This window comes from Halomonas sp. 141 (assembly GCF_002810305.1).
GTDB lineage: Bacteria > Pseudomonadota > Gammaproteobacteria > Pseudomonadales > Halomonadaceae > Vreelandella > Vreelandella stevensii.
The window spans coordinates 1-6,181 of the sequence record NZ_PINZ01000077.1 but is presented as its reverse complement, the minus strand read 5'-3'; the positions used below and the strand labels follow the sequence as shown (position 1 = coordinate 6,181).

Here is a 6,181-nt window from a genome sequence, read left to right as displayed (position 1 = left end):
TTGCACGGGGCGAATGATCAAAAAGTGCTCGCTGGCGGTGATAGGGAAAGTGTCGGCGCCGGCTTCACGGATTCAGGTTAATGAATACGGTCCAGGCCCACAGCACATTGCCATTGAGGTGGATAATGTGGAGGGAGTATGCAAAGAACTAGAAAGCGAAGGCTTGACATTTAGCACCCAAATCATTAAAGGCTCCGATCTGATCCAGCGTTTTACCGTTCGCTGCCCTAACTCTGGCGTTATGATTGAGTTTATCGAAAGGAATGAAGAAGAAGGCTTCTCTGAAAAAAATGTTGAAGACCTTTTCCGACAGCTTGAAGCAAGTGACTCTTATTAATAAAAATGCAGCAATGGCTCTGTCCAATAAAACACATATAAAGGATTGCAACATGTGTGCAGATAAATTTAAATTAAGCACGCAAGAAAAAACTCTCTTGCCTAGTAATGAAGACGTACGTTTTTATCAAAAGCACGGCTGGTTCATAACCGAGAAAATTTTTACCGATGATGAACTTAATGCTTTCGTAAAGGAAAGTCACGATTACTATGAGGGGAAAAGGGATAGGCATTTGCCAACAATCCCTCCTACCCTAGCTTATTGGGTTCCAGAAGATGGAGACGTTGCCCGCAATAATGACTATGTTCACTATGAAAGCTACACCTTTCGAAAACTATTAACAAAACCAATCATTGGAGCCATCGCTGCACGTCTCGCACAAACCGATGAAATAAGAATATGGAATAGCGCTCTCATTACCAAGCCTGCTCGGGGAGAGTTTGAGGCAGAGGGAATGTTCCGCCCAGTGGTTCCATGGCATAAAGATGCGCACTACTGGTCGACCTGCTCGTCAAACAAGCTTCTCACGGCTTTTATCAATTTTTATGACTGCTATGAAAATATGGGCGCTTTGGAAATGATTGACGGCAGCAACCGGTGGCGGGAGATTGATGCCGATGACAGTATTACTCAGCATTTTGGGAATCGCAGCGTAGATGAACTACAAACTATGCTGGAAGAAACAGCCAAACTCAACGACGACACGGTCAGAAAAATCGCCATGGTTGGAAAACGTGGTCATATCAGCTTTCATAACTGTAATACCTTCCATGGCAGCCCTCCTAACTACAGCAAAGTTGATAGAGTCTCAACTTCTCTGCACTTACAAGATAGAGCTAATAGCTACAAGCAGCATATTTTAGCCGACGGCTCAAAGTTAAAATATAATAATGATTACTTCTGCCGTTTAGACCATGCAGGCAATCCGGATTACACTGATCCAGACTTCTGCCCAAAAATCTGGAAGGAATAAGTTATGGGTGCGTCGACTCATCAGGCAAACCGAGATGAACTTATACTTCACTCATCTTTAACTGACCCATGCTTAAACACTATGACGTTCCTTAATGATATTGCCAGCCAATATCCTGAAGCAATATCGTTCGCCCCTGGTCGCCCTATAGAAAAGGACTTTAAATTCGGCGACATCAGCTTTTATATAAATATTTATATCGATCATCTTATGAAAAATGAGCATCGCTCAGAGAGCGGCGTGATAACTCAATTATTTCAATACGGCCCCTCAGAAGGATATATTCGCGCACTCATTGCTGACATGCTGAATATAACAGACGGTATTACTTGCTCCCCAGAGGATATTGTAGTCACGTCTGGTGCACAGGAGGGAATGCTACTAATTTTACGTGCTCTTTTTTCTGATAGTGACGATGTTTTACTAGTTCCTCAACCTGTTTATGTAGGCATTATTGGCGCAGCAAGATTGTTGGACATCCGCATTGAGACATTCGATATCCATGAACACGGTGTGGAAATTAGTGAAATTAAGGAAAAAATTCAAGCCACAGAAGCAGAGGGGGGAAAAGTCAAAGCCCTTTACATCAATGCTGATTTCTGCAACCCCATCGGTATATCCCTACCGCTTAATCAGCGCAAAGAGTTGGTCAAACTTGCCCGCAATTACAATCTAACCTTGTTAGAAGACAACCCTTATGGCATTTTCGGATCAGAGAGGAGTATTAATCCTACCTTGATCTCACTCGACCTGCATAATAACCACGTTGCATACCTCGGTTCGTTCTCTAAAACATTATTTCCCGGTGTACGGGTGGGGTTTATTGTTTCCAGACGATTATCCTTAGCATTAACAAAGATAAAAAGTATGCTTACACTCAACACTTCACCTATTGGCCAAGCAATTGTAGGCGGCGTACTACTGGAGTGCCAAGGGGACCTTCGACACCACTGTAAAACAAAAATAAATTTTTATCTAAATAATCTAGACGATTTACTAAATCAATTAGACGCAAGCTTTCCCGAGGGATCCCACTTACGGTCACAAATATCATGGAATCGACCTAAAGGTGGTTTTTTCCTAGTGCTCAGGCTTCCTTTCCCAGTTAATTTGTCGCTGCTAAAAATCTCTGCTGAGCAGCATGGTGTTCTTTGGACACCCATGGAAATATTTTACTCACCGCCTAGAGAGTCCAATGAAATCAGGCTCTCGTTCAGCTATCTAACCCCTGAGGAACTCAAAGAAGGAGTCATCCGGTTGAGTGACTTTATAAAAGAATGTATGGCTATAAACACGCCTAAAGCTTTTAATAAGCAAAGTAAAGGAGACGAGTATAAATGACCGCTTTTCTGTACTTCGCTTGCATTATGGTATGGGGGTCGTCATGGATTGCCATTCAAATGCAGTTGGGGGACGTACCGATACTGGCCTCTATTTTCTACCGCTTCGTAATCGCGGCCCTACTGCTTCTCCCATGCCTAATTATTATTAAAAAATTACAAAAAACAAAACCTATTGACCATCTTTGGTTTGTTGGACAAGGAGTGTGTTTCTTTTCTTTAAATTTCTTATGCTTTTATCATGCCACGCAATATATCCCCAGCGGAATTGTCGCTATCATTTTTTCCACAGTGCTGCTTTTTAATAGTATAAACCGTTGGCTATTCTTACATCAGAACACCTCACTGAGTGAATTCGCAGGAATGTTTTTTGGCGTAGCAGGCATTATTCTTTTATTCTGGCGTGAGCTGACACAGCAAATTTTCGGCGCAGATCTGTTCACTGGCATACTATTCGCGTTACTGGGAACATTGATTTTTTCATTTGGCAATATGATATCTATTCGTAACAGTTCCAAAGGCATCACTCCACTAACCAGCAATGGTTATTCTATGGGGTACGGAGCTCTGATCTTATTGTTAGCTGTCATCCTCACAGGAACGCCCTTTAAGTTCAGTTTTACTTACCAATATATTCTCAGCCTACTTTACCTTTCAGCTTTTGCATCCGTACTAGGGTTCACTATTTATTTGACTCTGGTGAATAAGATCGGCATCAATAAGGCTGCATATTGCATGGTGGCCTTCCCAGTCGTAGCGATACTGATTTCCACATTATTTGAAGACTTCCACTGGGATCCAACTACTTTTTCAGGTGTTGGCGTTATCATCTTCGGTAATTTTTTGATGGTCTCTAAGTTAGAGTGGCGCATCAAAAAACCGTCAAGAGAGCAGAGCTAACAACATTTTCTACATTTCATACACGAATAAGGAACTATCTATGCCCGTCGTTACTATCGCCCAGTCTCCAGGCCGGACGTTGGAGCAAAAACGTGAGCTCATCAAGAAAATTACCGAAGCATTTGTCGACAGCTATAATGTCAAACCGGAATCTGTCACAATATTCCTCCAAGATTATGACGACCAAAACTGGGGCAAAGCGGGTCTATTGCATATAGACACAAAGCATACCAAGGGTTAATTTGGATATCATCCAATGCCGTTGCCTTGTTTCTTCATCAAGTATTATAGGACATACTTAATTCTCAATTGCGGGTTTTCGGCCCTAGATTCAAGCAATAAGTGCAACACCTGCTGTGTCCAGGGCTCCTGAGTACTCTCCCAGGAACACCTGTGCCGGTATCCGGTAACCGAGTCGCTTTCGAGGGCGGTCATTGAGCTTCCTGACCACCCTGCGCAGCTCGGCATCGGTGACCTGACGGAAGTCTGTCCCCTTGGGGAAGTACTGCCTGATCAGGCCATTGGTATTCTCGTTGCTCCCACGCTGGCCGGAGCAGTAAGGGTCACAAAAGTAGATATCTGCGCTGACCGCCTGGCCAACGGCGACGTGACTGGCAAACTCGGAGCCATTGTCCAGAGTGATCCCGAGTTCGACACTTCCAGCCCGATTTCGGCCTGAAATCGGCACTCATGGCATGAGAATTCAGTAGCTTAGCCATCTCTTGCCGAATTCTTTGTAGTGACACGTTTTTCTCTTGATGTCTTGCCAGACATAGATTGGGAGGTCTATCGTAGTGACATGTTTGTCAAAGTCACCAAATCCGGTCCGCGCCGCTACGTGAAGCTCGTCGAGTCTTATCGCGACGAGGCCGGCAAGCCGCGCCAACGCGTGATCGCGACGCTGGGACGCCTGGAAGCCGTCACCGCCGGGGAGTCCAGCGCGCTGATCAATGGCCTGCTGCGCGTCACCGGCCAGCCGACGCTCGAGGAAGGCACCGGCGAGACCGACTTCGCGCCGGCGCGTTCCGTGGGTGATACCTGGCTGCTGACGTCACTCTGGAAAGAGCTCGGCCTGGATGACGCCTTCCGGCGTGTCTTGCGTAGCAAGCGCCAGTTCGATGCCGAGCGGCTGCTGCGGGTCATGGTGTTCAATCGGCTGTGTGATCCGGAATCCAAGCTCGGGGTGCTGCGCTGGCTGGAAGATGTACTGGTGCCCGACGTCGACACGGCCTCGATCAGTCACCAGCATCTGCTGCGCACCATGGATACCCTGTCGGACTGCAGCGAAGCTCTCAATGACGTTCTGGCACAGCAGCTCAAGCCACTGATCGACCAGGAACTCTCGATCGTCTTCTACGACCTCACCACGATTCGGGCAGAAGGCAGTACCTCACTCGACGGTGATCTCCGTCAATACGGTCCCTCGAAGGAGGGCGGCATCGCCCGCCAGTTCATGCTCGGTGTCGTGCAGACGGCGGAAGGCTTGCCCATTCACCACGAAGTCTTCGATGGCAATGTCGCGGAAACCCGCACGTTGCTGCCGACCATCGAAACGGTGGTCAAGCGCTTCAACGTGAGTCGAGTTGTGCTGGTCGCCGACCGTGGCCTGCTCTCGCTGGACAATCTGGCCGCCCTGTCCGCCGTACGTATCGAGGGTCGCCCTCTGGAATTTATCCTGGCGGTGCCGGGACGCCGTTATGGCGAGTTCGATGCGCTGCTGAAGGCGTTTCACCAGACGCATTGCCAGGACGCCGAACGCGAAGCCTACGGCGAGATGGCATGGCAGGACCATCGGCTGATCGTGGCGCACCGGCCGGAGGTCGCGAAGGCGCAGACGGCGGCACGCGATCAGAAGATCGAGGCGCTGCAGGCCGATGCGCGCCAGTGGTTCGAGAAACTGGACAATCAGGATGCCGGGCGGCGCTATCGTGGCAGAAAGCTCTCGGATGCCGGCGTCACCGCCAGGTTCTACAAGGCCGTCACCGACGCTCACCTCGGGCATATCCTGAAGGTCGATCTGACCGCCGAGACGTTCAACTATGTCCTGGATCAGCGGGCGCTCGATCGCGCCAGGATGATGGACGGCAAGCTGCTGCTGGTCACCAACATGGCCGACCACGACCCGCAGGAGATCGTAGAGCGCTACCGGGCGCTGGCAGACATCGAGCGCGGCTTCCGGGTGCTGAAGAGCGACATCGAGATCGCACCGGTCTACCACCGGCTGCCGGATCGTATCCGCGCCCATGCGCTGATCTGCTTCCTCGCGCTGGTGCTTTACCGGGTGCTACGAATGCGGTTGAAGGCCAGCGATCACCCCTTGTCACCGACGCGGGCACTGGAAATTGCCCGCAAGATTCAGTTCCACCAGGTCCTGCTGCACCGTCGCGAGACGGCGAGCGGCTTGACCAAACTGAAGCCTGAACAACGCGACCTTTTCGAAGCGATTGGCCTGCCGGCACCGACTGCATCTCGCTTGTAGTGCCAATTTTGAAAACGCGTTTTCAGGTTAATCAGTGGCTTACGCTTCTATCTGTCGAACTCGGGAGTGATGGTCTTCACAGCTCCCCGGCGTGGCTTCAACAGCCGGATCATGGCCGCTTGCGTCAGGTCTGCTGAGACCCTGGGCAACCG

At 49.2% G+C, this 6,181-nt stretch carries 5 protein-coding genes and 2 pseudogenes; 6 read left to right on the top strand and 1 reads right to left on the bottom strand.

Annotated features, from left to right (window positions below):
• The 5 genes and pseudogenes from CWI66_RS17090 to CWI66_RS17070 all read left to right on the top strand — a co-directional run.
• Positions 1–337, top strand: a pseudogene (locus tag CWI66_RS17090) (hypothetical protein); the annotation flags it as partial.
• The gene (locus tag CWI66_RS17085) at positions 264–1,310 is read left to right on the top strand and encodes a phytanoyl-CoA dioxygenase family protein (protein ID WP_232710994.1); all 1,047 of its coding nucleotides are present in this window, start codon (positions 264–266) and stop codon (positions 1,308–1,310) included. The pseudogene CWI66_RS17090 and the gene CWI66_RS17085, both read left to right, overlap by 74 nt.
• A 3-nt stretch (positions 1,311–1,313) precedes the next feature.
• Positions 1,314–2,651 carry an aminotransferase-like domain-containing protein gene (locus CWI66_RS17080; RefSeq protein ID WP_096921785.1) on the top strand — a complete coding sequence of 446 codons (1,338 nt, stop codon included), beginning with the start codon at positions 1,314–1,316 and terminating at the stop codon, positions 2,649–2,651.
• A complete protein-coding gene (locus tag CWI66_RS17075) occupies positions 2,648–3,550 on the top strand; it encodes a DMT family transporter (protein ID WP_096921784.1) in 903 nt (300 codons plus the stop codon). The genes CWI66_RS17080 and CWI66_RS17075 overlap by 4 nt, the downstream gene beginning before the upstream one ends.
• Before the next feature lie 4 nt (positions 3,551–3,554).
• A complete protein-coding gene (locus tag CWI66_RS17070) occupies positions 3,555–3,791 on the top strand; it encodes a tautomerase family protein (protein ID WP_332868397.1) in 237 nt (78 codons plus the stop codon).
• A 90-nt stretch (positions 3,792–3,881) separates the two neighbouring features.
• Here the strand turns inward: CWI66_RS17070 and CWI66_RS17065 are convergent.
• A pseudogene (locus CWI66_RS17065) lies at positions 3,882–4,205 on the bottom strand (IS30 family transposase); the annotation flags it as partial.
• A 144-nt stretch (positions 4,206–4,349) separates the two neighbouring features.
• Between CWI66_RS17065 and CWI66_RS17060 the strand changes: the two are divergent.
• Positions 4,350–6,029 carry an IS1634 family transposase gene (locus CWI66_RS17060; RefSeq protein WP_100732333.1) on the top strand — a complete coding sequence of 560 codons (1,680 nt, stop codon included), beginning with the start codon at positions 4,350–4,352 and terminating at the stop codon, positions 6,027–6,029.
• The last annotated feature ends 152 nt before the right edge of the window (positions 6,030–6,181 follow it).